The organism is Lysobacter sp. Root667 (genome assembly GCF_001427715.1).
Taxonomy (GTDB): domain Bacteria; phylum Pseudomonadota; class Gammaproteobacteria; order Xanthomonadales; family Xanthomonadaceae; genus Lysobacter.
Genome location: NZ_LMHF01000013.1, coordinates 31,733 through 57,100, shown reverse-complemented (window position 1 = coordinate 57,100; position 25,368 = coordinate 31,733). Strand labels below are relative to the sequence as shown.

Below are 25,368 nucleotides of genomic sequence, written 5' to 3'. Positions count from 1 at the left end.
GGACTTGCTTCCTGCTGGGCCTTGCTCCCTGCCGGAACCTGCTCCCCTGTTGGAACTGGTTCCCTGCCGGAACCTGCTCCCCTGCTGGGCCTTGCTCCCTGCCGGAACCTGCTCCCTGTGGGAGCGGCGTAAGCCGCGATCGGCCCGCCGGGAGGCGTACGCAGGCGCGCGGGGCCCAATCGCGGCTTACGCCGCTCCCACAGGGCTCCTACAGGAATCCCATTGGACTCCCGCAGCCCCGCAGCCCGCGGCCCCGAACTGCAGCCGCCCTTCACCCTATGCCGAACCCGCCCGATCCCGCACAATCCGCTGTATTTCCCGCACGCTGAGCCGGTGCTCCACCCACGTCCGGTACACTAGGCGGTCTTCCGACCGGCCTCCGCCGGCGCTGCCGAGCCGCCCCATGAGCGCCGAGACGCCCAGTTCCAACGCTTCCGATCCCGCTTCCACCCCCGACGCCCCGTCGCTGAAATTCACCGACCTGGCCCTGTCCGAGCCGCTACTGCGCGCGCTGTCCGACGTCGGCTACGAATCGCCCTCGCCGATCCAGGCCGCGACCATCCCGCCGCTGCTGGAAGGCCGCGACGTGCTCGGCCAGGCCCAGACCGGCACCGGCAAGACCGCCGCGTTCGCGCTGCCGATCCTGGCCCAGATCGATCCCAAGCAGTTCAAGCCGCAGGCCCTGGTGCTGGCGCCGACCCGCGAGCTGGCGATCCAGGTCGCCGAAGCGTTCCAGAAGTACGCCGTGCACCTGCCTGGCTTCCACGTCCTGCCGATCTACGGCGGCCAGAGCTACTACCCGCAGCTGCAGGCGCTCAAGCGCGGCGTGCACGTGGTGGTCGGCACCCCGGGCCGGGTCATCGACCACCTCGATCGCGGCACCCTGGACCTGTCCGAACTGCGTTGCCTGGTGCTGGACGAAGCCGACGAAATGCTGCGCATGGGCTTCATCGACGACGTCGAGAACGTCCTCAAGAAGACCCCGGAAACGCGCCAGGTCGCGCTGTTCTCGGCGACCATGCCGGCGCCGATCAAGCGCATCGCCCAGACCTACCTGAAGCAACCGGTCGAGATCGCGATCAAGGCCAAGACCACCACCGCGGCCAACATCCGCCAGCGCTACTGGTCGGTCAGCGGCGTGCACAAGCTCGACGCCCTGACCCGCATCCTCGAAGCCGAAACCTTCGACGCGATGATCGTGTTCTCGCGCACCAAGCTGGGCACCGAGGAACTGGCCGAGAAGCTGTCCGCCAGGGGCATCTCCGCCGCCGCGATCAACGGCGACGTGCAGCAGGCGCAGCGCGAGAAGACCATCCAGAACCTCAAGGACGGCAAGATCGACGTCCTGGTCGCCACCGACGTGGCCGCGCGCGGCCTCGACGTGGAGCGCATCAGCCACGTGCTGAACTACGACATTCCCTACGACACCGAAAGCTACGTCCACCGCATCGGCCGCACCGGCCGCGCCGGGCGCAAGGGCGAAGCGATCCTGTTCGTGACCCCGCGCGAGCGCGGCATGCTGCGCGCGATCGAACGCGCCACGCGCCAGCCGATCGAGCCGATGGAGCTGCCCAGCGTCGAGACCGTCAACGAGCAGCGCGTGTCGCGCTTCCTCGGCCGCATCAGCGACGCCCTGGAAAGCAGCGACCTGAGCCTGTTCCGCGACATGGTCGAGCGTTACGAGCGCGAGAAGAACGTGCCCGCGGTCGAGATCGCCGCGGCCCTGGCCAAGCTGGTGCAGGGCGACAACCCGCTGCTGCTGACCCCGCCGCCGGCCGCGCGCTACCAGCGCGAGGAACGCGACGGTCCGCGCGAACACCGCGGCGCGGCGACGCGCAAGTTCGTCGAGCGCGACAACGCCTCCAATGCCGGCGCCCATCGTCGCGAGCATCCGCGCGCGGACGCGCCGCGACCGCCGCGCGACAGCGGCTACGCACCGCGCGAGGACGCAGCGCCGGCACCGCGCCACGAGACCCGCCAGTTCACGCCGCCGTCGCCGTCGCGTTCGGTCAACGCCGCCGAGTCGTTCTTCGACGACGAGGCGCCCGCGCCGCGCGTCGAGCGCGAGCGCGCGCCGCGTCCGCCGCAGGCCGGCGCCGAAGTCGGCATGGAGACCTTCCGCATCGAAGTCGGCCACAGCCACGGCGTGCAGCCGGGCAACATCGTCGGCGCGATCGCCAACGAGGCGGACCTGGAAAGCCGCTACATCGGCCGCATCGACATCCGCGACGAATACACCCTGGTCGACCTGCCCGAAGGCATGCCGCGCGAGCTGATGGAGCACCTGAAGAAGGTGCGCGTGGCCGGCCAGCCGCTGCGCATCCAGCGCGCCGAACCCGGCGACAGCGAAGGCGGCCGCAGCCGCCGTCCCAGCGGCCCGGGTGGCCCGGGCGCGCATCGTGGTCCGGGTGGCCCTGGCGCGTCGCGCGGCCCCGGCGGCCCGCGTGGTCCCGGCGGTCCGCGGCCGGCCGGCGGCAAGCCGCACGGTACCGGCCCGCGCAAGCCGTTCAAGCCGCGCGATCCGCGCTGAGCGGGAACGTCCAGTAGTCCGCCGCCCCTTCTCCCGCTCGCGGGAGAAGGTACCCGAAGGGCGGATGAGGGCCCGGGTTGAGGTGCTGCTGCATGCTTGCGCCGCCCTCCCAACCCCTCTCCCGCCAGCGGGAGAGGGGCTCAACACCACGTAACTTTTGATCCTCCCGTCTCCCGCTCGCGGGAGAAGGTGCCCGAAGGGCGGATGAGGGCCCGGGATGAGGCGGTGCTGCGCGCTCGCGCCGCCCTCACCCCAACCCCTCTCCCGCCAGCGGGAGAGGGGCTCAACACCTGACTTCGATCCTCCCTTCTCCCGCTCGCGGCGCCCGCAGGGTGTCCAGAGGGGAGAAGGTGCCCGAAGGGCGGATGAGGGCCGCTTTACCAACTCACCCCGTCAAGCAACCAATCGTCATAAGCCCGCCTCCCCCGGCGCGGCCCGGCTTTGGCATAGTCCCGAGGTAAGCCGCCGCCTCGCCGTCCCATGCCCCGCATCCTGGTCTTCCAACACGTCGCCGCCGAGCCCCTGGGCACGCTGGATCCCTTGATCCGCCGTCGCGGCCACCGCATCCGTTTCACCAACTTCGAGCGCGACCCCGAGGCCCAGCCCAACGTCGACCGCTACCGCGGCCTGATCGTGCTCGGCGGGCCGATGAACGTCGAGGATCAGGCCCAGCGCCCGCACCTGCGCACCGAGCTGTTGGCTATCGAACGCATGCTGGAACAGGGCAAACCGGTGCTGGGCATCTGCCTGGGCGCGCAATTGCTGGCGCACGTGCTGGGCGCGCCGGTGCGGCGCCATCACCGGCCCGAGATCGGCTGGTACCCGCTGCACGCGACCGAGCACGGCCGCGACGATGCCGTGCTGGCGCCTCTGGCGGAAAGCGCGCCGGTGTTTCAGTGGCACCGCTACAGCTTCGAGGTCCCGCAAGGCGCGACCCATCTGGCGCGCACCGACAGCTGCGAGCAACAGGCCTTCCGTTGGGGCGACAACGCCTACGGCTTCCAGTTCCATCTGGAAATGGACGTGCCGCTGATCGAACGCTGGCTCGCCAATCCGGTGTACCGGCGCGAACTGGCCGAACTCGGTCACGACACCAGCGAAGACGCAATCCGCAGCCATACCACCGCGCACATCGCGAGCATGCAGCAGCGCGCGGACGCGGTGTTCAACAACTTTCTCGACCTGGTCGGACGGCCGCAGCGGCGCTACACCCTGCCGTCGCGCGAGTGGGTGTGAGTTGCTGCGCTCAGTCGCCCAAGCGACGCAACTGCGTTTGCTGAGCCTTGCGGACGGCGTGCTTCCTGTGGGAGCGGCGTAAGCCGCGATCGAAGCACCGCGATGCCGAACATCGCCGCGGCCCGTGGCTACCCATCGCGGCTTACGCCGCTCCCACAGAAAGCCGCGCACACCCGGCTTCGACCTGGCTTTGGGGTAGGAGCGGCGTAAGCCGCGATCGAAGCACCGCGATGCCGAATATCGCCGCGGTCCGTGGCTACGCATCGCGGCTCACGCCGCTCCCACAGAAAGCCGCGCACACCCGGCTTTGACCTGGCTTTGGGGTAGGAGCGGCGTAAGCCGCGATCGGAGCACCGCGATGCCGAACATCGCCGCGGTCCGTGGCTACGCATCGCGGCTTACGCCGCTCCCACAGAAAGCCGCGCACACCCGGCTTTGACCTGGCTTTGGGGTAGGAGCGGCGTAAGCCGCGATCGAAGCACCGCGATCCCGAATGTCGCCGCGGCCCGTGGCTACCCATCGCGGCTTACGCCGCTCCTACCCCAAGGCGGTACGCGGAGGCGGCGACGCGGGCCTCGCTCATAGCGCCAACCCGCTCTCGAACCGACGCTCGCGGCCATCCAGCGGATCCACGAAGGCCAGCGAACGCGCCAGCAGCTTCAACGGCCGCTCATGGTCGTCGGCCTCGCGCCGCTCGGCCAACGGGTAATAGGGATCGTTGAGGATGGGCGCGCCCAGCGCGGCCATGTGCACGCGCAGCTGGTGCTTGCGCCCGCTGACCGGCGCCAGCGCATAGCGCCAGACCCGCTCGCCGCGTTCGATCACGTCGATCGCGGTTTCGCTGTTGGGCTCGCCCTCGACCTCGCGCATCCGGAAGAACGGCTCGCCCGGCGCCAGCCGCGAGCGCCGCAGCAGCGGGAACGCCAGCCCGGGCAGCGGCGCGGCCAGGGCTTCGTAGCCTTTGACGATGCGACGTTCGCGAAACAGAGCCTGATACGCCGCGCGCGTGGCCGGATCGCGCGAGAACAGCACCAGTCCGGCGGTGCCGCGGTCGAGCCGGTGCAGCGGCGCCAGCGCGGGCTCGCCGTAGAGCCGCTGCAACCGCCCCAGCAGGGTTTCGGCGACGAACCCGCCCGAGGGCGTGACCGGCAGGAAATGCGGCTTGTCGACCACCAGCAGATGCGCGTCGCGGAAAAGCACGCGCTCCTCGAACGGAATCGCCGGCTCCTGCGCGACTTCGCGGTAATACAGGATCTCCATGCCGACCCGATACGCCGTATCGGCGCTCAACGCGCGCCGCTGCGCGTCGAGCACGCGCCCGCGCGCGAAGCGGTCTAGCCAGCGCTCGCGCGCGATCGCCGGGAATCGCGCGCACAAGCCGTCGATCAGAGTCGTCCAGGGGCCCGGCGGCAATTGCAGGCGGCTGGCGGCGACGCCGTCGCCGGTCGCATCGGGATCGTGCGCATTCATGCGGGCATCTTGGCCCAAACCGCGGTCCGCCGGCGCATTCGGGCGGACGCCGTGGCCGCCAGGGCCTAGAATGCGCGCTGCTTTCCACGGGGCCCGCCCATGGCGCCTAACGCCACCATCGTCAAGATCGAACTGCAAATCAGCGACATGGATCGGCATTACTACGCCGCCCACGCCCTGACCCTGGCCCAGCACCCGTCCGAAACCCAGCAGCGGCTGATGGTGCGCATGCTCGCCTTCGCCCTGTACGCGCAGGAGCGGCTGGAGTTCGGCCCCGGCCTGAGCAGCGAGGACGAGCCCGACCTGAGCCTGCGCGACTACACCGGCGACATCGAGCTGTGGATCGACGTCGGCCAGCCCGACGAATCGCGCGTGCGCAAGGCCTGCGGGCGCGCGCGCCAGGTGGTGGTGGTCAACTACGGCGGCCGCGCCGCCGATATCTGGTGGGACAAGAACGTCGCGATCCTGCGCCGTTTGAAGAACCTGACCGTGCTCGACATCGACGCCGATGCGGTCGAGGCGATGGCGGCGATGGTCGAGCGCAGCTTCCGCCTGGACTGCCAGATCCAGGACGGCGAAGTCGCACTCAGCAACGACCGCGCCGCGCTCACCCTGACCCCGGCCGTGCGTCTGGGCGTGGGCGCGCAGGCCGCCTGAACGCATGGCGGAGCCTTACGACGTCCTGATCGTCGGCGCCGGCGCGGCCGGCCTGATGGGCGCGCTGACCGCCGGTCAGCGCGGCCTGCGCGTGCTGGTGGTCGAGCACGCCAACCGGGTCGGCAAGAAGATCCTGATGTCGGGCGGCGGACGCTGCAATTTCACCAACACCGGCACCACGCCGGCGAATTTCATTTCGGCCAATCCGCACTACTGCAAGTCGGCGCTGGCGCGCTACACGCCGGCCGATTTCGTCGAACTGGTCGAACGCCACGGCATCGCCTACCACGAGAAGGAACTCGGCCAGCTGTTCTGCGACGTGTCGTCCAAGCTGATCGTGAAGATGCTGCTGGACGAATGCGCCGACGCCGGGGTGCGGATCGAAACCTCGTGCAGCGTCGAGCGCGTGCTGCACGGCGACGGCGAGGCGCCGTTCCGGCTGCACACCACGCGCGGTGCGTTCGCGGCGCCGAAGCTGGTCGTGGCGACCGGCGCGCTGTCGATCCCGAGCATGGGCGCAACCGGCTTCGGTTACGAACTCGCGCGCCAGTTCGGCCACAGCGTGCTGCCCACGCGCGCCGGGCTGGTGCCGCTCACGCTCAGCGGCAAGCACCAGGAGCGCTTGGCCGACCTCAGCGGCGTCGCCCTGCCGGTCACCGCCACCTGCCACGGCCGCAGCTTCAGCAACCAGATGCTGATCACCCATCGCGGCGTCAGCGGCCCGGCGATCCTGCAGATTTCCTCGTACTGGCAGCCCGGTGACGACCTGCGCCTGGACCTGTTGCCCGGCCACGATGCGACGGCCTGGCTGCGGATGCAGCAGATAGAACGCCCCGCGGCCGAACTCAAGACCGTGCTTTCGGACGCGATGCCGCGCCGCTTCGCTCAGCGCCTGTGCGAGCTGTGGCTGAGCAACAAGCCGATGAAGCAGTACACGCCGCCGGAACTGAAGCAACTCGCCGCGACGCTGCAGGACTGGGCCCTGGTCGCCAGCGGCACCGAGGGCTACCGCACCGCCGAAGTCACCCTGGGCGGCGTCGACACCGACGAACTCTCGTCCAGCACAATGGAATCCCGGCGCGTGCCGGGCCTGCATTTCGTCGGCGAAGTGGTCGACGTGACCGGCTGGCTGGGCGGCTACAACTTCCAGTGGGCCTGGGCCTCGGGGCATGCGGCCGGCATGGCGGTCTGAATACCAGCGCCATTGCCACGCAGAGCTTTCTGCTCTCTGTGGGAGCGACGTGAGTCGCGATCGGAGCATCGGGATAGCGAAACGTTCGCCGCGACCGGACACCACGCATCGCGACTCACGTCGCTCCCACATGAAGCTGGGGCTACACACCAGCTTCGGGCATGGCGGCCTGAAGACCAGCGCCATTGCCACGCAGAGCTTTTCTGCTCTCTGTGGGAGCGACGTGAGTCGCGATCGGAGCATCGGGATACCGGACGTTCGCCGCGACCGGACACCACGCATCGCGACTCACGTCGCTCCCACATGAAGCTGGGGCCGCGCCTTCCGCTTCGACGCTGGAGCTGCGTTTCCGCTTCGACGCTCGGGCCGCGCTTCCGCTTCGGGGTAGGAGCGGCGTAAGCCGCGACCGCGCCACCTCGCTTGCTGAGATGACGCGGTCCGGGGAAGGATGACGGTCGCGGCTTACGCCGCTCCTACCCCAAGGCAAGAGCGGCGGCGTCTACGCGCGGCCGACGCTTTGCGCGCTGCTCAACCGCGCTGCTGCCGACGCAGGCCGAAGTACTGCAACTCGGCGAACACCGCCACCGCCAGCGCCTGCGCGACCACGAAGGCCACACCCAAGGCGTTCGGCGATACCCAGCCGCTGACCAGCAACAGCACGCTGTCGATCACCCAGCATGCGTTGATCGCGATCATCGCCCAGGCCTGCGCGGTCGAGATGCGTTCGCGGCTCAGCAGCCAACCCAGGAATGCGACGTAGGGCACCAGCATCAGGCCGGCGCCGAGCAGCAGGTTCTGCGGCAGATGCAGCCACTGCGACAAGGGCGCGGCGGCGGCGATCAACAGCGCGGCCACGGCCGCGGTGGCGACCGCATCGAGCTGGGTCGCGCGGCGCAACAGGTGGGAGGAAGGGGTGCGGGCTACGGCGTTCATGGCGTGCTCCTGTCGGGGTCGGTTTGGATTCGAATTCATCTCAACGCGCGGCCGGCCGCCGGTCGATTACCTGTGGGGTAATCCCACGCATCGCCGCGCTGGGCTATGGTTCGGCCATGAACGCGACCCGACCCGTAGGCGAACAATTGCGCGACTGGCGCCAGCGCCGGCGCCTGACCCAGCTGGATCTGGCCGGCATGGCCGAGATCTCCACCCGCCACGTCAGCTTCATCGAGACCGGACGCTCGCTGCCGAGCCGGGCGATGCTGCTGCGCCTGGCCGACCGCCTCGACGTGCCGCTGCGCGAACGCAATCAGCTGATGACCGCGGCCGGCCTGGCGCCGATGTACGCGCAACGCTCGCTCGACGACCCCGCGCTGCACGAAGCCCACGAAGCGATCCAACTGGTGCTGCATGGGCACGAGCCCTACCCCGCGCTGGCCATCGACCGCCACTGGAACCTGCTCGCGGCCAATCGCGCGGTCGAACGCCTGCTGGTGGGCATACCCGCCGAGCTGCTGCAGCCGCCGGTCAACGTGCTGCGCCTGAGCCTGCATCCGCAGGGGCTGGCGCCGCTGATCGTCAACCAGGCGCAGTGGCGCGCGCACCTGCTGCACCGTCTGCGTCACCAGGCCGACGCCACCGGCGATCCGGTGCTGAGCGAATTGCACGACGAACTCGCCGCCTACCCCTGCGCCGACGCCGGCGAAGTCGAGCTGCCGAGCACGCTCAGCGTCGCGATACCGCTGCGGCTGCGCAGCGCCGATGGCGGCGAGCACGCCTATATCAGCACCACCACCGTGTTCGGCACGCCGCTGGACGTCACCTTGGCGGAACTCGCGATCGAAGCTTTCTTTCCCGCCGATGCCGCCACCGCGCAGGCCTTGCGCGCGCTCCAGGCGGCCGAAGCCGGGGCCGCGAACTGAGCGCGGCTAGACCGCGCTGACCCGGGTCTGGCAATCCAGCACCACCAGCGGCGCGCCGTTGGGCACGCACAGCGAGGGGCTGGTATCGAGCGCGAGCGCGCGCCCGCCGGCGAAGACCCGGGTGGTGCCCGACAGCCACTGCCCGGCCACGCAGCGCAGCGCAGCGGCCGCGCTGGGCAGGTTGCAGTAGGCGACGGTGTAGGACCCGGCGACCGTGACTACCGCGCGCCCGGACAAGGTCACGCGGCTGTAGGGCGAGGTCGGCGTGGCCGGCCCACCGTGCGCGCAGGTCACCGCCGCGCCCAGATGCATCAGCGCGCCGGGCATGCGCGGCTCCCGTTAGCGGCGGCGGACGCGGCAGGCATGGCTCATATCACCGTCAACGCGCCTTCGTTGACCGTCACCATCGGCCCGGTCAGCACGATGCTGGCGCCGCGGCCGTTGCTGATGGTGATGCCGGCGTCGTTGATCGCGATCATCGCCCCGCCCTGGGTCTTGAGCAGGATGCCGCCGTCGGGCCCGGGCAGGTCGGAGATCGCGATCGCGTTCTGGCTGGGCGTCTGCAGCACCAGGCTGGGCGCGATCGCCAGGCCGGCATGCGCCAGCGGCGGCAGTTCGGAGGCGTCGACCCAGTAGCCGCCGACCCAGATCGGCAGTTCGGCGTCGCCCTGTTCGAACTCCACCCACACCGGCGCGCCGGCCTGCGGCAGCAGGAACACCCCGCTCTGGTGCCCGGCCAAGGGCACGCAGGGCATGGCCCAGCGGCTCGCGCCGGCGCCGAGTACGTCCGGGACCTGCACTTGGACCCGCCCCAGGCGCAGCGGATCGACGTTGTCGAGCACCACGGCGCGGTATTTGCCGTAGTGGCACGGATGCGACTTGGCGCCGCGATGCAGCTTCTCCGATCGGGTCTGGAGCGGCATACGGATGGTCCCGAATCTAGTCCCCCCGGTCCCATGGTTAGCAACGTCGGCGCGTGCATTTAGGGGCCATGCGCGCGGATTCGCGCGACCCGGCGGCGGCGGCACCCAGGAATCATTTCACCGAATGGTTGACAATCGCTCCGGCCCGGAAGATATTCAACCCTATGGTTGACAATAAGCCCGAACGGCTCGACGCCGTCTTCCACGCCCTCGCCGACCCGACCCGGCGCGCGATGCTGCGCAGCCTGTCGCGCCAGCCCTGCAGCGTCGGCGAACTCGCCGCCCCGTTCGAGATGTCGCTGGCTGCGGCGTCCAAGCACATCAAGGTGCTGGAGCGCGCCGGCCTGGTGCAGCGCGAGGTCCAGGGCCGCACCCACCTGTGCCGCCTCGACGCGCGGCCGATGCACGGCGGCATGGAGTGGATGCGCCACTACGAGCGGTTCTGGAACGAACGCCTCGACGCCCTCTATTCCCTGCTGCAGGCCGAAGACCGCGCCGCCGCCGCGACCCGCAAGCCCAGGAGCAAGCGATGAACTCCGACTCCCCCATCGTCGTCCGCGTGGTGCGCCGCTTCCAGGCTTCGGCCGAACGCGTCTTCGACGCCTGGCTGGACCCGCGCATGGCCTCGCGCTTCCTGTACGCGACGCAGAACGGCCGCATGAAACGGTTCGAGATCGATGCGCGCGTTGGCGGCGGCTACACCGTGATCGAAACCCGCGCGGACGGCGACGCCGCCCACTACGGCCGCTATCTGGAAATCGAACGCCCGCGCCGGCTGGTGTTCACCCTGTCGCTGGACCCGGCCGCGCCCGGCGACCGCATCACCCTGGAGATCGTGCCCGCCGGCGACGGCTGCGAGCTCACCCTCACCCACGAAATGGCGGCCGAGTACGCGCCCTACGCGCAACGCAGCGAGGCCGGGTGGCAGCACATGCTGGCGTCGCTCGCCGAGCTGCTCGCTCCCGTCTAGACCGATCCACGACCAACCTGCCTACCACCGACCTGTCCACCACCGATCCGATCCGGAGGACCCACCATGAGCGATTACGGCGTAGTCACCGCTGCCGACACCGTGCGCATCGAGCGCCTGATGCCCGGCCCGATCGAACGGCTATGGAGCTATCTCACCGAATCCGAGAAGCGCCGCAGCTGGATGGCCGCCGGCGAGATCGAGCTGCGGCCCGGCGGCCGCGTCGAGCACCTGTTCCGCAATGCCGAACTGACCAACGACGACCCGACCCCGGCCAAATACGCGGCTTACGAGGAGCACCGCAGCGAAGGCCGGGTGATCGACTGCGACCCGCCGCATCGGCTCAGCTACACCTGGGACGGCGATTCGGAAGTGGTGTTCGAACTGATCCCCAAGAACGACCGCGTGCTGCTGGTGGTCACCCACCGCCGCCTGCCCGACCGCGCCGAGATGGTCAGCGTCGCCGGCGGCTGGCACAGCCACCTCGATCTGCTGCAGGACCTGCTCGAAGGCCGCAAGCCCAGCCATTTCTGGTCCAAGCACCTGCAGATCGAGGCCGAGTACGAGCGTCGGATTGCGCAGGACTGATAGCACCGGTCCGATCCCGCAACCACCGCACCCGCCTGAGCCAGGGAGCCGAACCATGTTGCTCGAACACAAAGTCGCGCTGATCCACGGCGGCGGCGGCGCCATCGGCGGCGCGGTCGCCCGCGCCTTCGCCCGCGAGGGCGCGCAGGTGCACCTGGCCGGGCGCAGCCGCGCCAAGCTCGAACGCGTCGCCGCCGACATCGTCGCCGCCGGCGGCCGGGCCGAAATCGCGACCCTCGACGCGCTCGACCAGAACGCGGTGGATGCCCATGCCGCCGCCGTCGCCGAGGCCGCCGGCGCCATCGACATCGCGCTCAACGCGGTCGGCATCGCGCACGTGCAGGGCACGCCCTTCGCCGAACTCTCGCTGCAGGACTACCTGCAGCCGATCGCCGACTACAGCCGCAGCAACTTCATCACCGCCCAGGCCGCGGCGCGGCACATGCCTCGCGGCGGCGCGATCCTGACCCTGTCCACGCCCGGCTCGCGCATGAGCGGAGTCGGCTTCCTCGGCTACGGCACGACCTGCGCGGCGATCGAAGCGTTCTCGCGCCTGCTCGCCGCCGAACTGGGCGGCGCCGGCATCCGCGTGGTCTGCCTGCGCCCGGACGCGATCCCGGAGGCGCTGCCGGTGTCGTACGCACGCGAGGTATTCGAAGGCTATGCGCGCCGCAGCGGCGCTACGGTGGACGCCATGCTGGAAGCGCGCGCGCACAGCGGCACTTTGCTCGGCCGCTTCCCGACCCTGGCCCAGGTCGCCGACTACGCGGCCTTCGTCGCCTCCGACCGCGCCGGCGCCATGACCGGAGCGATTGCCAACCTCAGCTGCGGCTCGCTGGTCGACTGAGAGCGCCCGGACGCGCCTCGTCCGGGCGCTAACCGGCGGCGGCGGCGCGCATCCGCGTTATCCTCGTCGCCTGACTCTTCAGGGACGAACCCGATGCGCCACGCCCTCGCCGTCTGCGGCCTGCTCGCCGCCTTGATGCTCTCCGCCTGCAGCCGCCACGAGGCGCCGCCGCCGAGCCATGGCCGGGTCGAGCGCTTCGAATGGACCGACGTCAAGCTCGGCGACGGCGCGGTCGCGCGCAGCGGCCAGGACGTGAGCGTGCATTACACCGGCTGGCTCTACGACCAGAACGCGCCCGACAAGCACGGGCGCAAGTTCGACAGCTCGGTCGACCGCGCCAAGCCGTTCTCGTTCCTGCTCGGCGCCGGCCGGGTGATCCGCGGCTGGGACGAAGGCGTCGCCGGCATGCGCGTGGGCGGCAAGCGCATCCTGATGGTGCCGCCGGACTACGGCTACGGCGCCGACGGTGCCGGCGGCGGGGTGATCCCGCCCAACGGCTCGATGGTGTTCGAAGTCGAACTGCTGGGCGTGCGCGAGCACGTGCCCGGCTCGCGCTGACGCGAGCCCAACCTCACCAGCTCTCCGGCGCGGCTCAGCCGGCCAGCTGCGCGCGCGCCTGCGCCGCCAGCTCGAACGAACGCAGCCGCGCCGCGTGTTCGTACACGTTGGCGGTCAGCATCAACTCGTCCGGACGGTGACGGTCGATGAAGGCGGCGATGCCGTCGCGCACCGTGTCGGGATCGCCGACCACCGCGCAGGCCAGCGCCCGTTCCACGCCGGCACGCTCGACCGGGGTCCAGAAACTGTCGATGTCGTCGATCGGCGGCGGAATCAAGCCGGGCTGGCCGCGACGCAGTTTGACGAAGCTCTGCTGCTGGGTGGTGAACAGGCGCCGCGCTTCGGCGTCGGTCTGCGCGGCGACCACGTTCAAGGCCAGCAGCGCATACGGCTGCGCCCAACGCGGCGACGGCCGGAACTCGCGCCGGTAGATCGCCAGCGCTTCGTCCATCGCATCGGGCGCGAAGTGCGAGGCGAACGCGTACGGCAGGCCCAGCTGCGCCGCCAGACGCGCGCCGAACGTGCTCGAACCCAGCAGCCACACCGGTACCCGCAGTCCCGCGCCAGGCACGGCGCGCACCGCCTGGCCGGCTTGCACCGGTTCGAAGTAATGCAACAGTTCGGCCACGTCCTGCGGGAAGCTGTCGGCGCCGTCGAAGTAGCGGCGCAAGGCGCGTGCGGTGGCCTGATCGGTGCCCGGCGCTCGACCCAGGCCGAGGTCGATGCGATCGGGATACAGCGACGCCAGGGTGCCGAATTGCTCGGCCACCTGCAGCGGCGAATGGTTGGGCAGCATGATCCCGCCGGCGCCGACCCGGATCGTCGAAGTGCCGCCGGCGATATGCCCGATCAACACCGCGGTCGCGGCGCTGGCGATGCCGGGCATGTTGTGGTGCTCGGCCAGCCAGTAGCGGCGGTAGCCCAGGCGCTCGGCGTGCCGCGCCAGATCCAGGCTGTGCGCGAAAGCCTGCCCGGCATCGCTGCCTTCGGTGACCGGGGCGAGGTCGAGGACGGAAAACGGAATCATGGACGCTCGCGGCGATGGCATGCCCTCAGCGGCATCCCTTCAGCCTGGGGGCGCCGGGGCGCGATTGCGAGGCCATGGGGCGCACGCAGTGTTGCGAAAGTGGCGTCTAGTTGGCTTCAGGTGTTGGGTTGCATAGGCCGTTGCCGTTGCCGTTGCATTGAAATCCAATACCCCGCACTCGCCCAACCCCACTCAGACCCGAAGGGCGGCGCGCAGGACGCGCGCCGTTTTTCGAGGAACAGGATGTTCCTTCGAAAAATCACCGCGCCACCTCCGAACCCGCACGGGAGGGTTGTCTAGGTAAGCCCTTCTCTTTGGTTACTTTCTCTTGGGCTAGCAAGAGAAAGTGGCACACATGCGCAGCGGGCGGAAGCTGTTGCTTAAGAACGAAACCGACGCAGCAAACGGAACTCGCAATCGCGGCTCACGCCGCTCCCACAGAAAGCAGAAGGAAATCGGAAGCGAAACCATCGCCGGCAAGCGAAGTTCGTGGTCGCGGCTTACGCCGCTCCTACCCCAAGGCAAGTCGGTCCGCCCACTACCAAAGATCGAACGCCAAGCCCTCGCGCTCGTTGTCCCAAACCGTACTGAACACCCACCAGCGCCCATGCTCATGACACAACTGGATACTGTTGGCGCCCCGCTTGAGCAGCACCGGCGAATCCGCCGCCGGGCGCGCCTCGTACAGACTCCACACGTGCGCGACCTGCCCGAAACGCTCGACCCGGCGGTCGATCTCGACTTCGTAGAAATCGTTGCCGGCGAAGAAGTCCTGGACGTCGGCGATGTAGCTATCGACGTCGAACACCACCGCCCGGGTGCTGCCGTCGGCCTCGACCACGGTGCGCAGGCTGCGCGCGCGCGGATGCTGCAGATAACGAAAGCGCGCCCAGTCGCGCGCCGCTCCGGCCGGGCCGGAGATGCAAGCATAGATCGCGCGCACGCAGCGCTGGATGTCCTGGGTGTCCTGCCACCATTCGATGTTGTCGGTGTCCATGCTCGCTCCTGCGTTGGTGGGTTCAGATCAGATGCCGCAGCTCCGGCAGGTACTTCTCCGCCGAGCCGGTGTTGACCGCGACCACGCGCTGGCCGCGCGCGATCAGGCCGCGTTCGATCAGCTGCGGCAGCGCCGCCAGGCAGGCCGCGCCCTCGGGCCCGACCCATCCGGGCGCGCCGGAGCCGATCGGCTCGCGCCACAGCCGCGCGAACTCGGCCGCGGTCGCGCTTTCCTCGACCGCGACCGCGGCGCCACCGCTGGCGCGCAGGATCTCGAGCACGCGGAAGTGGCCGACGCCGCCGGGCACATTGAGGCCGTAGGCCAGGGTCTGGCCGGCCGCGACCACGGTGCTGTCGCCGGCGCCGCTGTCGAAGGCACGCACCAGCGGCGGGGTCGCCGCGCTCTGCACGCACAGCATGCGCGGGCGGCGGCTGTCGATCAGGCCCAGCGCCTGCAACTCGTCCCAGGCCTTCCACATGCCGAGCACGCCGGTGCCGCCGCCGGTGGGATAGATCACCGCATCGGGCAGCGACCAGCGCGTCTGTCCGGGCGCGGGTTCGGCCAGTTCCAGGCCCAGAGATTTCTTGCCTTCGATGCGCCAGCCCGGTTCCTGGAAGGTCGCGACCGAGAAATAGCCTTGCGCCAGGTAACGTTCTTTCAGCAGTGCGCCGGCTTCGCGGATGGTCGGTCCGACCAGTTCCAGTTTCACCCGATCCGGATGGCGCTGCGCGGCCGCGGCGACGTTGCCCAGGATCGGCATCGGCGTGTCTTCGGGCATCGCCACGACCACCGACAAACCGCCGGCCAGGGCGTAGCGCAGCAGCGAATCGCCGGCGTTGCCCTGGGTCGGCACCGCGAGCTTGCTCAGGCCCAGCCGGCGCGCCTGCGCGGCGACCATGGCCATGCCGCGGTCCTTGAAGCTCTGGGTGGGATTGGCGCCGAAGCCGGCGTGGGCGCGGCCTTCGTCCTTCAACTGCAACACGATGCCGGCCGCGCGCGCGATCGGATGCGCGGCGTAATCCAGCAGCGGCGTATGGCCTTCGCCCAGGGCGACGATGTGGCGCGCATCGGCGGGATCGGCCGCGTCCAGCGCCATCAGTGCGCCGAAGCGCCACAGGTCGCGGCGCTTCGGCTCGTACCAGGCCGCATCCGGCTGCTCAGCGGCCAGGCGCTCCAGATCCAGCACCATCTCGACCGGGCGGCCGTCGACCGGATCGAGGTTCATCGGGATATCGGCTGGGTACTCGACGCCCGAGCCCAGACCGCGCAGACACCTGACGTAGGACATGCGGGGCGCGCTCGCTCAGAACGGCAGCGGCCAGCCCATCGGCGGCGCCACGACCCAATACAGCGCGCCGAGCACCAGGGCCCACAGCAGCAGCTTGAACGCGAACTTGACGACCTTGAACGCGAAATAGGCGGCGACGATCATCACCACGATGGCCAACCAGCTCATGCTTCTCTCCCTTGCCTGCGCGGCGCCGTTGCGCCGCCTCTTGCGACCTCGAGCTTAGCAGCCGTGCCGGCGCGGCCCAGTGCCGTTGGTGATGCGCCCCGCCCTGTCCGCGCGCTCAACCGCCGCTCTTGGGCTTCGCCGCCGCCGGCACCGGCGTCAGGCGCAGATCCTGGAAATCGAAACTGAAATCGGTATTCGGCGACACCGCTTCCATCCGCATTTCGCGCACCGCGCCGTCGGGGGTGAGGGCGAAATCGACGAAGGCGTCGGCGTTGAGCCAGCGCTGGTCCCAACGCACCAGGAAGGTGTCGTGCTGCCAGTGCTGCAGTTCGCCGACCAGGTCGCGGCTGCGCGCGAAGCGCATGCGCAGCTTGCCGCCCTGCTGTTCGACCACCACGTCGCCGTACCAGGGATCGCGGTAGGTCGCGGCGTACTTGGCCAGCGCCAGCGAGGGCTTGCTGTCGGCGGCGCGCGCGGCCTGGTGTTGCTTCCAGTCGTCGTCGGCCTTGGCCTGCGACTTGGCCAGCGCGGCGCCGTAGGCGGCGGTCCAGTCGGTGCTCGGGCCGTCGAGGTAGGCGTCGAGCGCACGCATCGTCACCGCCTGGAACGCGCCCGGCAGCTCGGCGCTGGTCAGCACGACGATGCCCAGCTTGTGCTCGGGCACCAGGGTCACGCGCGAGACCATGCCCGGCCAGCCGCCGGTGTGCCAGACCAGTTTGCGGCCGCGGTAGTCCGACAGCTGCCAGCCTTCGCCGTAGCCGAGGAAGTTGGGCCGCACGGGCGCAAGCTCCGGCACCGTGGGTTCGCTGATCGGCATCGGCGTGACGATCGACCACATCGCCTTCTGGCGCGCGGCGCTGAACAAGCGCTGTTCCTGGCCTTGGGCGTCGGTGTAAGTGCCGCCGGCGAGTTGCGCGCGCAGCCACTGGCTCATGTCGTGCACGCTGGAGTAAATGCCGCCGGCGCCGGACACGTTGCCCCAGGCCATGCGCGGCGCCGGTTGCAGGTCCTTGAAGTCGGCCTTGGCGTAGCCGGTGGCGACGTTGTCGCCGGGCTTGAGCGCATCGCTGTTGTAGCGGGTGTCGCGCATGCCCAGGGGTTCGAAAATGCGTGCGCGCAGGAAACGTTCGTAGCTCTGCCCGCTGGCCTGTTCGATCACCAGCTGGGCGACGCCGTAGAGGATGTTGTCGTAGGCGTACTGGCCGCGAAAGCTGCCGCTGAGCGGTACGTCGCGCAGGCGCTGGGCGACTTCCAGCGTGCTGTAGTCGCTGCCGGGCCAGTACAGCAGGTCGCCCGCGCCCAGGCCCAGGCCGCTGCGGTGCGCCAGCAGGTCGCGTACGCGCATCTCGCGAGTGACGTAGGGATCGGCCATGCGGAACCACGGCAGGTGGTCGATCACGCGGTCGTCCAGGCTCAGCTTGCCTTCGTCGGCCAGGATGGACAGCGAGGCCGAGGTGAAGGCCTTGGTGTTGGAGGCGATCGCGAACAGGGTGCGCGCGTCGACTTTCTCCGGGCGGTCGAGCCGGCGCTGGCCGTAGCCGCGCTCCAGCACGATGTTGCCGTCCTTGACGATCGCCACCGCGATCCCCGGCACGTCGAAGCGCTGGCGCACGCCTTCGACGTAGGCGTCGAAGTCCTGCAACTGCTCCGGCAGCGCTACCGGCGCCTGCGGCGTCGCCGCCGGCGCGTTGCCGGCCAGCAGTGCGCCCAGCAGCAGAGCGGCGCCGCGCGCGCCGAAGTGGTTGGATCGCATCGTCGGCAACTCCCGGGCAGTGATGATCGCGGCCGACGATACCGGAAGCCGGCGTCGCCGACCCGGCACGGAGGTCATGGCCGCAGCGGCGCATGCACGACGGCGCCTTCATAATGGCGCGCCGTGCACGACGGCGCCGTCCGACCTCCGATGACCGATGCCCCCCTTCCGCTGCCCGGCCTGGCCATCGTCGGCGGCGGCCCCGCCGGCCTGATGGCGGCCGAGGTCGCGCGCGCGGCCGGGGTCGAGGTCGATCTGTACGAAGCCAAGGGCTCGGTCGGACGCAAGTTCCTGATCGCCGGCAAGGGCGGGCTCAACCTCACCCACGCCGAGCCCCGCCCGGCTTTCGACTCGCGCTACCGCGAGCGCGCGCCGCAGATCGCGCGCTGGCTGGACGCGTTCGACGCCGACGCCTTACGCGCGTGGGCGCGCGGACTGGGCGTGGACACTTATGTGGGCAGCTCCGATCGGGTGTTCCCGATCGACCGCAAGGCCGCGCCCTTGCTGCGCGGCTGGGTACGGCGGCTGCGCGAGGACGGGGTGCGCTTCCACGTCCAGCACCGTTGGCTGGGCTGGAGCGAGGACGGCGCGCTGCGCTTCGCCACGCCCGAGGGCGAGCGCCGGGTGCGCGCCCGCGCGAGCGTGCTCGCGCTGGGCGGCGGCAGTTGGCCGGAGCTGGGTTCCGACGGTGCCTGGGCGCCGTGGCTGGCCGAACGCGGCGTCGACGTCGCGCCCTTGCAGCCTTCGAACTGCGGCTTCGACATCGCCTGGAGCGAGCACTTCGTCCAGCGCAACGCCGGCGCGCCGCTGAAACCGGTGATCGCGCAGTGGCGCGACGGCGACGGCCGCGAACATGCGCTGCAGGGCGAATGCGTGGCCAGCGCACACGGCATCGAGGGCAGCCTGATCTACGCGCTGTCGGCGCAACTGCGCGAAGCGATCGCGCGCGACGGCAGCGCGATGCTGTGGCTGGATCTGGCGCCCGGGCGCGAACTCGAACGACTGCAGGCCGAACTCGCGCGTCCGCGCGCCGGCCGCAGCTTCAGCGAACACCTGCGCCGCCAGACTGGCCTGAGCGGGGTCAAGGCGGCGCTGCTGCACGAGGTGCTGGATGCGCAAGCCAAGCAGGACCCGGCGCGAATCGCGGCGACGATCAAACGTCTGCCCTTGACCCTGCTGCGCGCGCGCCCGATCGCCGAGGCGATCAGCAGCGCCGGCGGCGTGCGCCTGGAAGCGATGGACGAGAACCTGCAGCTGCGCGCATTGCCTGGCGTGTACTGCGCCGGCGAGATGCTGGACTGGGAGGCGCCGACCGGCGGCTACCTGCTGACCGCGTGCTACGCCAGCGGCCTGATCGCGGGGCGCGCGGCGGTGGCGGCTCTGAGTGCGGCAGCGAAGGGCTGATCCACGCGGTGTGCGGCCGGTGGGCCGCGATGATGCGGGCGATGCCGGCGCGGTGATGCACAGGTTCCGAGGGCGTTGGGGGGCGATGCCGGCGCGGCAATGCACAGGTTCCGAGGGCGTTGGGATAGGAGCGGCGTGAGCCGCGACCGCGCAACGGCCGCAGGGTCGAGGTCGCGGCTCACGCCGCTCCTACCCCGAAGCTGAGCCTCAAAGCGAAACGGCCGCGCAGGCGGCCGTCGCGATCATGATTTCCAGCGGCTGATCGAGGCGGTGTCCGGCCAGGTGGGCGGCAACGATGCGGGCGATGCCGGCGCGGCGATGCACAGACCCCGAGGGCGTTGGGGTAGGAGCGGCGTGAGCCGCGACCTCGACCCTGCGGCCGTTGCGCGGTCGCGGCTTACGCCGCTCCTACCCCGAAGCTGAGCCTCAAAGCGAAAAGCGAAACGGCCGCGCAGGCGGCCGTCGCGATCACGTTTCCAGCGCGCCGCAGCGCTCACGGCCCTCAGTGCTTCGGCGCGTCGCGCTGCGCGACGCAGACCTGGTTCACGCGCTGGTCGACGGTCTTGGGATCCTCCAACCAGGCTTCCAGGCCGTTGGCGCGCATCAGCAGGCTGGCGCGCTGGGCCAGCATGGCCGCGCCGCAGGCGCTGGGCGCGGCATCGTCGTCCACCGGCAGCACGTAGCGGGTGTTGCGGTTGGCCTGGACCAGTCGGTACTCGGTGTCGTCCACGAACAGGATCTTGGCGCCTTCCGGTCCGACCTCGCGCAGCAGCGATTCGCTGGCGCGCTGCATGTCCAGCAGCGCCACCTTGCGCTGCGTGGCCACCGCACGCACCACGTCGGCGTACGGGGTGTTGCCGATCTGCAGGCCGCCGGAGCGGAAATCCGGTTGCGCGACCTGGGTCAGCAGCACCGGGGTGGCGCCGCGCATGCGCGCCTCGTCGACGAAACGTTCGAGGTTGCCGCGGAACAGTTCCGGCGCGGTGTATCGCTCCGGCAGCTTGGACTCGTCGTCCTGGCCGAAGGCGATGAACACGGTGTCGCCGGACTTGGTCGCGGTCATCAGTTGCGACCACAGGCCTTCGCCCAGGTAAGCGCGGCTGCTGCGGCCCTCGGCGGCGCGGTTTTCATACTCGACCACGTCGTTGCGCAGCAGCATCGGCAGGGCCTCGCCCCAGCCCGTGGCGGGACGTTGCCCGCCGTGACGGGGCGCCATCGCGCTGTCGCCGGCCACGCGCAGCGTGGGCGGCTGGCGCGGCATCGGCGGCGCCGCGATCGCGCTCGCACAACACAGGATCAGGGCGCTCAGGCCCAGCAGGCGGTGCGAAAACGAACGCGGCGAGGATGTCATCGGCTGGCGACCAGGTAGCTGGTGATGGCGCATACGCTCACGCCCTTGGCGCCGGGCGCGGGCAGGTCTTCGCCTTGCAGGGCGAGCACCTTGACCACTTCGCGCTCGCCTTCGCCGACCTTGGCCAGGGCGATGTAGGCGGTGGGCGCGCCGCCGCAGAAGGCGTTGGCGGGGTGATCGGTGGGCGGGGTCTGTTCGACTACGTGACGCAGTTCGACCGGCTGGCTGGCGTCGATCTGCATGGAAGCGGCATAGGTGGCGCCGGCGCTGTACTCGTCGCCGCCGGTGACCAGGGCCACGCGTTCGGTGCCGAAGCTGGCGCCGTTGGCGCCCTGCAGCTTGGCGTCTTCGATGTTGAGCTTGCCGGTGGCGGCGCTGGCGACCGGCGTGCCGGGTTCGAACTCGCCCAGGGCGACGGGCTTGATCACCGGCGGCGCGGCGCGTTCGACCGGGGCGGCGTTCGGGTCCGAGGAAGGCATCGCCGGCGGCGGTGCGGCGGTGGTGGATTCGGGCGCGGCGGCGCTGGCCGGCGCCTGCGGTTGGCAGGCGGTCAGGGCGACGGCGGCCAGGGCCAGGCTCAGGGGCCAGGCAGGACGGAGAGCGGTCAGGGGCTGGATTAGACGCATCAGGGGTCCTTCGTACGGGGGCTGGAAGAGACGACCGTCGATCATAGCGGCCGCGTCGCTTCAGGTAACCCCTTGATTTGTCTGAATGGGATCGCCCGCCCGGTTTGCGGCGCGGCCCTCATGGGCCTGGGGACCCCTGTCCTTGCTACGGAACAATACCGTTTTCGGCACGTTCGTGGTGCCGTTGCGGGTACCAAATCAGGCCGCCGGGTCAGGTGCCGGGTCAACCAGCGGCTGCAACTGCGGGTCCAGAGCGACGCGCTCGTCGAACACGAAGCAGCGGCCCTCGTAGTGGGCGCCGCCGACCCGCTCGAAGTAGCCCAGGATCCCGCCCTCGAGCTGGAGCAGGTTATCCATGCCGTCGTCGCGCAGCCACAGCGCGGCCTTCTCGCAGCGGATCCCTCCGGTGCAGAAACTGACCACGGTGGCGTCGGCCAGCGACTCGCGGTGCGGCGCCAGCGCCTCGGGCAGGTCGACGAAGTTGTCGATCGGCAGGGTCAGGGCGCCGGCGAAGCCGCCGTAGCCGACTTCCTCGCGGTTGCGGGTGTCCAGCAGCACCAGCCGGCGGCCGGCGTCGTCGTGGCCCCGATCCAGCCACTGCGCGAGCCGCTCCGGGGTCACCGCCGGGGCGCGCCGCTGCAGCGGCGCGCTGTCTTCGCGACGGAAGGTGACGATTTCGCCCTTGCGCTTGACCTTGAGGCGCGCGAACGGCTGGCTGCGGCTGTAGCTGGCCTTGGCCGCGAGCCCGGCGAAGCGCGGGTCGGCGCGCAACGTCGCCAGGTAGCCGTCGATCGCAGCCTCGGCCCCGGCCAGGAACAGGTTCACGCCCTCCTCCGCCACCAGCACGGTGCCGCGCAGGTCGGCGGCCTCGGCGCGTTCGCGCAGGCGCGCGGCGAGGTCGTCGGGGTCGTCGATGCGGACGAAGTGGTAGGCGGCGATATTGAGCAGCATCCGCGCATTTTACCCGCGCCGGCGTGCGGCCGCCTTCGCGCTCCCTGAAGGTCGGCGCGGCTAGCGTGATCCGCAGACCGCGCCAGGAGGCCGCCGCCCCTACCCCACGGAGTTCCTCATGAAGGTACAGCTCAACACCGACAGCCACGTCCAGCACGACCCGTCCGTGCAACGCCACGTCGAGACCGCGATCGAACACAGCCTGGGCCGTTTCCGCGACCAGATCACCCGGGTCGAGGTCCACCTCAGCGACGTCAACGGCGGCAAACCCGGCAACGACGACAAGCGCTGCCTGATCGAGACGCGCCTGGAAGGCCGGCCACCGGTCACGGCCAGCGACGATGCGGACACGGTCAAGGCCGCGGTGGATGGCGCGGCCAGGAAGATGCAGCGGGTGTTGGATAGCGCGCTGGGCAAGCTGCAGCAGTAGGACGCGATTTCGGACTGGCGAAGCGATCGCGCTCGGCGAACGCGCTGTGCGGTCGCGGCATCGGGACCCATCACAGGTGGTGCGCGGACGCGGCCGGCCCGGGTTCGCAATGGCGCTTGAGCGCTCCGAGGCCGAGGCCGTTGCCGTTGCCGTTGCCGTTGCCCCGGCATTGAAATCCATTGAGCCGCACCACGGCGAACAACCGTAGACCCGAAGGGCGGCGCGCAGGACGCGCGCCGTTTTTCGAGGAACAGGATGTTCCTTCGAAAAATCCCCGCGCCACCTCCGATCTCGCAAGGGAGGGTTGTCTTGTCTAGGCAAGCCCTTCTCTTTGGTTACTTTCTCTTGGGCTAGCAAGAGAAAGTGACCCGCACGCGCAGCGGGCGGAAGCTGTTGCTTAAGAACGAAACCCCCGCAGCAAACGGAATTCGCAATCGCGGCTTACGCCGCTCCCACAGGAAGCAGACCCGGAGCGAAACCCCGCCAACAGACGGAGGTCGCGGTCGCGGCTTACGCCGCTCCTACCCCAAGGCGAGTGGCAAGAGAAAGTGACCCGCACGCGCAGCGGGCGGAAGCCTTTGATCCAAAGAAGCGAAGCCATCGCAGAACGCCGCAGTTCGCGATCGCGGCTTACGCCGCTCCCACAGAAAGCAGAAAGCGAAGCCAATCCGAATCGAAGCCGGCGCGGTAGCCGGAGGGCGCGGTCGCGGCTTACGCCGCTCCTACCCCAAAGCCGGTGGCAAGAGAAAGTGATCCGCATGCGCAGCGGGCGGAAGCCTTTGATCCAAAGAAGCGAAGCCATCGCAGAACCCCGGAATTCGCGATCGCGGCTCACGCCGCTCCCTCAGAAGGCCGCAGCGAAGCAAAAGCGAACCCGCCCCGCCCCTCCATTTCAAAGGAGGAAGTCACCGCTTGGTCGTAATCGCCCGGCGCAAATTATTCCGCGCCGCCGCATCGTAACGCCCGTGGTAGAAGTCGCTGAGATAGATGCGCTCGCGCTTCAGCAGGCCTTTGAGGAAGCGTCGCCGATTGAGCCGGAACAGCGGCCCCGGCACATGCCCGCGGTACTCCGACGCGATCCCGCGGTCGTAGGCGTCGAACGCTTCCGGCGCCGCGCCGAGGATGGCCATGTCCCCGTCCAGGAACAGCGCCGCCTCCGCGTCCACCTGCTCCGGCGCGAGCTGGCCGTGGCGCGCGGTGAGGTCGATCAGCTCGACCACCCGCCGCACGTCGATGCCGGCACCCGGCAGGAAACGGGCGATGTGGGCGACCGCCAGTTCGGCCGAGCGCGCCTCGTTGTCGCGCCGCCCGGCCTGGTAGATGGCGTCGTGGTACAGCACCGCCAGCGCGACCTCGACCGGCTGAGTCCAGCCCGGTCCCGCCGCGACTTCGCCGTAGTGGCGCAGCACTTCGCGGACGTGATCGAAGTTGTGGTACGCCCGCGGCGGCGTGGCGTAGGCGGCTTCCAGCGCGGTCCATTGCTCGGGCGGCAGCGAAATCGGCAGATCGACGGGCAGTTCGGGCGACATCGGTGGCTGGGCTTGAGCGAGTGCGCCCATCTTGGCACCGAACGCGTTCCTCGCGCGCGAATGCCGCCGCGCGCCGGTATCGCGTGCCGCGTCGCGGCCCCTGCCCTCACATCGCCACATGCGAACGCCGTCGCGCTTGCGGCCTTGCGACACCGCAGCTCGTCTCGCTCGGCCCCTGCCCTCACATCGCCACATGCGAACGCCATCGCGCTTGCGGCCTTGCGATACCGCAGCTCATCTCGCTCGGCCCCTGCCCTTCGCATCGTCGCGTGCGAACGCCGCCGCGCTCGTGCGGCCTCGCGATGGCGCAGCTCATCTCGCTCGGCGCTGCCTTCGCATCGCCTTGCGCAGTGCTCCCATGCGTCCGACGGACCGGCGATACAGCAGATGGGGCCGCCAGGCCCTGCCCTCGCATCCGTCGCGCGGATCAACGGCCGCGATACGGCTCGCAGCCGATACCGTCGTTGTCGCGGTCCAGGTGCGGACCGTAGCCGGGGTCGCCGCGGCGGACCGGTGCGGCGCCGGCGGCGCGCGCCTCGGTGCAGTTGCGGTAGGCGCCGGACGACGGCATCGCGGCCGCAGGCGCGTAACGCTCGGCTGCGGGCGCCGGTCGCCGCTTGCGTGGCGGCAGAGGGTCGCGGACCGGCGTGCCCCTGAGTTCGGCTGCGGGCAGGTATGGGTTCGCGTACGGCGCTGGCGCCGGTCGCCGGCGTGGCGCCGCGGCATCGCGCGGCGCGGACGCACCGCCGTGGCAGTGATAGCCGCCGTTGCGGCGGTCGTGGTGGCAGCCGTGACGGTCCAGGCCGCCGCCGTGCGCGGACGCGGGCGGCGCGCACAGCGCCGTCAGCACGATCGCACAGCAGGCGGATCGCCAGCGCATGCGCGCCTCCCTTGCGCGCCCCCGGGCCGGCTGGGCCCGGCGGGCACCGAATAAAGTGCCGGCGCGGCGTTCACGGTGACGCCGCGCCGGCGTTCCTGAGAACAGGCGGACGCGGTGTCGCCGCGCCCGCCGGC

Annotated in this window: 26 protein-coding genes; 12 read left to right on the top strand and 14 right to left on the bottom strand. The window is 70.2% G+C overall.

Annotated features, from left to right (window positions below):
* Positions 1–403 precede the first annotated feature (403 nt).
* Positions 404–2,530, top strand: coding sequence for a DEAD/DEAH box helicase (locus ASD78_RS12965; RefSeq protein WP_082575616.1), 2,127 nt, complete (start codon positions 404–406; stop codon positions 2,528–2,530).
* A gap of 480 nt (positions 2,531–3,010) precedes the next feature.
* Positions 3,011–3,766, top strand: coding sequence for a gamma-glutamyl-gamma-aminobutyrate hydrolase family protein (locus ASD78_RS12960; protein ID WP_055906122.1), 756 nt, complete (start codon positions 3,011–3,013; stop codon positions 3,764–3,766).
* A gap of 579 nt (positions 3,767–4,345) precedes the next feature.
* Here ASD78_RS12960 and ASD78_RS12955 read toward each other — a convergent pair.
* On the bottom strand, positions 4,346–5,236 hold the full coding sequence (locus ASD78_RS12955) for a pseudouridine synthase (protein ID WP_056102047.1): 891 nt from the start codon (positions 5,234–5,236) through the stop codon (positions 4,346–4,348).
* A 99-nt stretch (positions 5,237–5,335) separates the two neighbouring features.
* On the opposite strand from ASD78_RS12955, the gene ASD78_RS12950 reads away from it, so the two are divergent.
* A complete protein-coding gene (locus ASD78_RS12950; RefSeq protein ID WP_055906115.1) occupies positions 5,336–5,893 on the top strand; it encodes a YaeQ family protein in 558 nt (185 codons plus the stop codon).
* Between the two features lie 4 nt (positions 5,894–5,897).
* Positions 5,898–7,085: an NAD(P)/FAD-dependent oxidoreductase gene (locus tag ASD78_RS12945; RefSeq protein WP_056102044.1), complete on the top strand. Its 1,188-nt coding sequence runs from the start codon at positions 5,898–5,900 to the stop codon at positions 7,083–7,085.
* Between the two features lie 528 nt (positions 7,086–7,613).
* Here the strand turns inward: ASD78_RS12945 and ASD78_RS12940 are convergent.
* Positions 7,614–8,018: a hypothetical protein gene (locus ASD78_RS12940; protein WP_056102041.1), complete on the bottom strand. Its 405-nt coding sequence runs from the start codon at positions 8,016–8,018 to the stop codon at positions 7,614–7,616.
* A gap of 116 nt (positions 8,019–8,134) precedes the next feature.
* Here ASD78_RS12940 and ASD78_RS12935 point away from each other — a divergent pair, with 116 nt between their 5' ends.
* Positions 8,135–8,944 (top strand): helix-turn-helix transcriptional regulator, encoded by an 810-nt coding sequence (locus ASD78_RS12935; protein WP_056102038.1) that lies wholly within the window; start codon positions 8,135–8,137, stop codon positions 8,942–8,944.
* 6 nt (positions 8,945–8,950) lie between these two features.
* On the opposite strand, the gene ASD78_RS12930 is transcribed toward ASD78_RS12935, so the two are convergent.
* Positions 8,951–9,271, bottom strand: coding sequence for a hypothetical protein (locus ASD78_RS12930; protein WP_055906102.1), 321 nt, complete (start codon positions 9,269–9,271; stop codon positions 8,951–8,953).
* Positions 9,272–9,312: 41 nt separating this feature from the next.
* Positions 9,313–9,867: a phage baseplate assembly protein V gene (locus ASD78_RS12925; protein WP_056102035.1), complete on the bottom strand. Its 555-nt coding sequence runs from the start codon at positions 9,865–9,867 to the stop codon at positions 9,313–9,315.
* Positions 9,868–10,031: 164 nt separating this feature from the next.
* Here ASD78_RS12925 and ASD78_RS12920 point away from each other — a divergent pair, with 164 nt between their 5' ends.
* The 5 genes from ASD78_RS12920 to ASD78_RS12900 all read left to right on the top strand — a co-directional run bounded on the left by ASD78_RS12920 (position 10,032) and on the right by ASD78_RS12900 (position 12,830).
* The gene (locus tag ASD78_RS12920) at positions 10,032–10,400 is read left to right on the top strand and encodes a metalloregulator ArsR/SmtB family transcription factor (RefSeq protein ID WP_056102033.1); all 369 of its coding nucleotides are present in this window, start codon (positions 10,032–10,034) and stop codon (positions 10,398–10,400) included.
* Positions 10,397–10,837, top strand: a complete 441-nt coding sequence (locus tag ASD78_RS12915) for an SRPBCC domain-containing protein (RefSeq protein ID WP_056102030.1) — start codon at positions 10,397–10,399, stop codon at positions 10,835–10,837. The genes ASD78_RS12920 and ASD78_RS12915 overlap by 4 nt, the downstream gene beginning before the upstream one ends.
* 66 nt (positions 10,838–10,903) lie before the next feature.
* A complete protein-coding gene (locus tag ASD78_RS12910) occupies positions 10,904–11,425 on the top strand; it encodes an SRPBCC family protein (RefSeq protein WP_056102026.1) in 522 nt (173 codons plus the stop codon).
* 55 nt (positions 11,426–11,480) lie between these two features.
* Positions 11,481–12,272: an SDR family oxidoreductase gene (locus ASD78_RS12905; RefSeq protein WP_056102022.1), complete on the top strand. Its 792-nt coding sequence runs from the start codon at positions 11,481–11,483 to the stop codon at positions 12,270–12,272.
* A gap of 93 nt (positions 12,273–12,365) precedes the next feature.
* The gene (locus ASD78_RS12900) at positions 12,366–12,830 is read left to right on the top strand and encodes an FKBP-type peptidyl-prolyl cis-trans isomerase (protein WP_056102019.1); all 465 of its coding nucleotides are present in this window, start codon (positions 12,366–12,368) and stop codon (positions 12,828–12,830) included.
* 34 nt (positions 12,831–12,864) lie between these two features.
* Here ASD78_RS12900 and ASD78_RS12895 read toward each other — a convergent pair whose 3' ends face one another.
* The 5 genes from ASD78_RS12895 to ASD78_RS12880 form a co-directional block, all read right to left on the bottom strand.
* Positions 12,865–13,857, bottom strand: coding sequence for an LLM class flavin-dependent oxidoreductase (locus ASD78_RS12895; RefSeq protein WP_055906083.1), 993 nt, complete (start codon positions 13,855–13,857; stop codon positions 12,865–12,867).
* A gap of 538 nt (positions 13,858–14,395) precedes the next feature.
* On the bottom strand, positions 14,396–14,854 hold the full coding sequence (locus ASD78_RS12890) for a hypothetical protein (RefSeq protein ID WP_055906079.1): 459 nt from the start codon (positions 14,852–14,854) through the stop codon (positions 14,396–14,398).
* Positions 14,855–14,876: 22 nt separating this feature from the next.
* Positions 14,877–16,142 (bottom strand): threonine synthase, encoded by a 1,266-nt coding sequence (locus ASD78_RS12885; RefSeq protein ID WP_056102016.1) that lies wholly within the window; start codon positions 16,140–16,142, stop codon positions 14,877–14,879.
* Between the two features lie 15 nt (positions 16,143–16,157).
* Positions 16,158–16,310, bottom strand: coding sequence for a hypothetical protein (locus ASD78_RS20760; RefSeq protein WP_156087750.1), 153 nt, complete (start codon positions 16,308–16,310; stop codon positions 16,158–16,160).
* 115 nt (positions 16,311–16,425) lie between these two features.
* A complete protein-coding gene (locus ASD78_RS12880) occupies positions 16,426–18,063 on the bottom strand; it encodes a serine hydrolase (RefSeq protein WP_056102903.1) in 1,638 nt (545 codons plus the stop codon).
* Between the two features lie 150 nt (positions 18,064–18,213).
* Between ASD78_RS12880 and ASD78_RS12875 the strand changes: the two genes are divergently transcribed.
* Positions 18,214–19,467, top strand: a complete 1,254-nt coding sequence (locus tag ASD78_RS12875; RefSeq protein WP_056102013.1) for a TIGR03862 family flavoprotein — start codon at positions 18,214–18,216, stop codon at positions 19,465–19,467.
* A gap of 502 nt (positions 19,468–19,969) precedes the next feature.
* Here the strand turns inward: ASD78_RS12875 and ASD78_RS12870 are convergent.
* From ASD78_RS12870 to ASD78_RS12860, 3 genes are all read right to left on the bottom strand, one after another.
* The gene (locus ASD78_RS12870; protein WP_056102011.1) at positions 19,970–20,818 is read right to left on the bottom strand and encodes a GDSL-type esterase/lipase family protein; all 849 of its coding nucleotides are present in this window, start codon (positions 20,816–20,818) and stop codon (positions 19,970–19,972) included.
* Complete coding sequence (locus tag ASD78_RS12865) at positions 20,815–21,444, bottom strand: hypothetical protein (RefSeq protein ID WP_156087749.1); 630 nt, start codon at positions 21,442–21,444, stop codon at positions 20,815–20,817. The genes ASD78_RS12870 and ASD78_RS12865 overlap by 4 nt, the downstream gene beginning before the upstream one ends.
* Positions 21,445–21,642: 198 nt before the next feature.
* The gene (locus ASD78_RS12860) at positions 21,643–22,395 is read right to left on the bottom strand and encodes a sulfurtransferase (protein ID WP_056102008.1); all 753 of its coding nucleotides are present in this window, start codon (positions 22,393–22,395) and stop codon (positions 21,643–21,645) included.
* A gap of 118 nt (positions 22,396–22,513) precedes the next feature.
* Here ASD78_RS12860 and ASD78_RS12855 point away from each other — a divergent pair, with 118 nt between their 5' ends.
* Positions 22,514–22,825, top strand: a complete 312-nt coding sequence (locus ASD78_RS12855) for an HPF/RaiA family ribosome-associated protein (protein WP_056102005.1) — start codon at positions 22,514–22,516, stop codon at positions 22,823–22,825.
* A 905-nt stretch (positions 22,826–23,730) separates the two neighbouring features.
* Here ASD78_RS12855 and ASD78_RS12850 read toward each other — a convergent pair.
* Positions 23,731–24,342: a hypothetical protein gene (locus tag ASD78_RS12850; RefSeq protein WP_200944221.1), complete on the bottom strand. Its 612-nt coding sequence runs from the start codon at positions 24,340–24,342 to the stop codon at positions 23,731–23,733.
* 439 nt (positions 24,343–24,781) lie between these two features.
* Positions 24,782–25,234 carry an excalibur calcium-binding domain-containing protein gene (locus ASD78_RS21550; RefSeq protein ID WP_056101996.1) on the bottom strand — a complete coding sequence of 151 codons (453 nt, stop codon included), beginning with the start codon at positions 25,232–25,234 and terminating at the stop codon, positions 24,782–24,784.
* Positions 25,235–25,368: the final 134 nt, after the last annotated feature.